This is a genomic window from Saccharopolyspora sp. (assembly GCF_017434145.1).
Classification (GTDB): domain Bacteria; phylum Actinomycetota; class Actinomycetes; order Mycobacteriales; family Pseudonocardiaceae; genus Saccharopolyspora_C; species Saccharopolyspora_C galaxeae.
This window is the reverse complement of sequence record NZ_JAFRFW010000237.1, coordinates 1-1,624: the sequence shown is the minus strand read 5'-3', so window position 1 is coordinate 1,624 and position 1,624 is coordinate 1. Positions and strand designations below refer to the sequence as shown.

Here is a 1,624-nt window from a genome sequence, read left to right as displayed (position 1 = left end):
GTCCGCGCCGATCTCGAACGCGGACCGCCACCGCTCCGCTCGCTGCGTGCGGGAGACCAGCAGGACCGCTGATCGTCGCGGCATACCGGCCGCGGCAGCACGAGCCGCCGTGCGGTCGTCGAGCAGCACCAGCGGCGCTTCGCGCCAGAGTTGCCCCGTCTCCGCCGGGTCGGCGCGACGCCGCAGGTCGCAGCCCGCGACGGCGGTCAACCGAGTGATCTCCGCGGCCAGGTCGTCGTCCTGGCTGACGAGCAGTGGTGGTGCGGTGGTCGAGGTGGGCATGCCGGCACCCGTTCCGGTCGCAGGGCTCGCGGGAGGAATTCGCGCCGGGACCGGCGGAATTCCCGCTCGACGTCCACGTTGCAGCGGCCGGGCGGCGGCGCCCAGACCGAATTCCGGAATCTGTGGATGGACCGGCACCTTGTGGACAACTTCTTCACCCGATTAAGCGATCAACCGTGAAGGGTTCACCGGAAATGGCCCGACCAGCGCAGGGAGCCGAAAAGAAGTGCCCGCGCACCGCGGAAACTACTTGAAGCCTGGAATAATTTGCTCGGAAACCGTCCGCACCGGACGCGGCCGGGAACATCGCCCCCGACAATGCGGACGACCCCCGCCAGGGGGAGGACGGGGGTCGCCGAGAGTTCAGCTCCGGGGGGTCGAGCTGAACCCGTCCGGTTCCCGGACCCCCATACTCTAGCGCCCGGTCTCCCCCACTCGCGTCCCGTCCATTAGGACGAACATAAGCATCCTGTCGCGCCTTCTGGAAACGCCACGCCCGATCCACTGCCCGAACGTGGCGAGAACTCACTGCAACGAGCCGAAGTCGGCCACTCGCAGTGAAGCAGGCCCGCGCGCCGCGCATCGCCCGCCGCGCCGGGTCCCGGTCGTATGCTGTGCGACGTGACAGCGCCCGCGAACCCCCCGACCGCCACCGGACCCCGGGCGGCGGCATTCTTCGACCTGGACAAAACGGTCATCGCCAAATCGAGCACGCTCGCATTCAGCAGGCCGTTCTTCCAGGAAGGTCTCATCAACCGCCGGGCGGTGCTGAAAAGCGCCTACGCACAATTCGTTTTCATGCTGGCAGGCGCGGACGCCGACCAGATGGACCGGATGCGCGCGCACATCACCTCGCTGTGCACCGGCTGGGACGTCGAGCAGGTCAACGCGATCGTCGAGGAGACCCTGCACGACATCGTCGATCCGCTCGTCTACAAGGAAGCCACCCAGCTCATCGCCGAGCACAAGGAACAGGGCCACGACATCGTGGTGCTGTCGGCCTCCGGCGAAGAAGTGGTGGCGCCGATCGCGAAACTGCTCGGCGCAACGCATTCCGCCGGAACCCGGATGGTCGTCGCCGACGGCCGCTACACCGGTGAGGTCGAGTTCTACTGCTCGGCGGGGAACAAGGCCGCCGCGGCCCGCGACCTCGCCGAGCGCTACGGCTACGACCTGCGGGATTGCCACGCCTATTCGGATTCGGTGACGGACCTGCCGCTGCTGGAAGCGGTGGGCCACCCGACGGTGGTCAACCCGGATCGCGGGCTGCGCAGGCACGCCGCGCAACGCGGCTGGCCGTCGCTGGCGTTCGAGCAGCCGGTTTCGCTGCGCGCGCGCTTCC

The 1,624-nt window shown here is 68.5% G+C and carries 1 protein-coding gene and 1 pseudogene; one reads left to right on the top strand and one right to left on the bottom strand.

The genetic code is table 11. The features are described 5' to 3' along the window. Positions 1 to 282, bottom strand: a pseudogene (locus tag IJH84_RS06765) (septum formation initiator); the annotation flags it as partial. Between the two features lie 621 nt (positions 283 to 903). Between IJH84_RS06765 and IJH84_RS06760 the strand changes: the two are divergent. Next, a partial coding sequence (locus tag IJH84_RS06760) for an HAD family phosphatase (RefSeq protein ID WP_295141597.1) occupies positions 904 to 1,624 on the top strand: 721 nt, incomplete at its 3' end.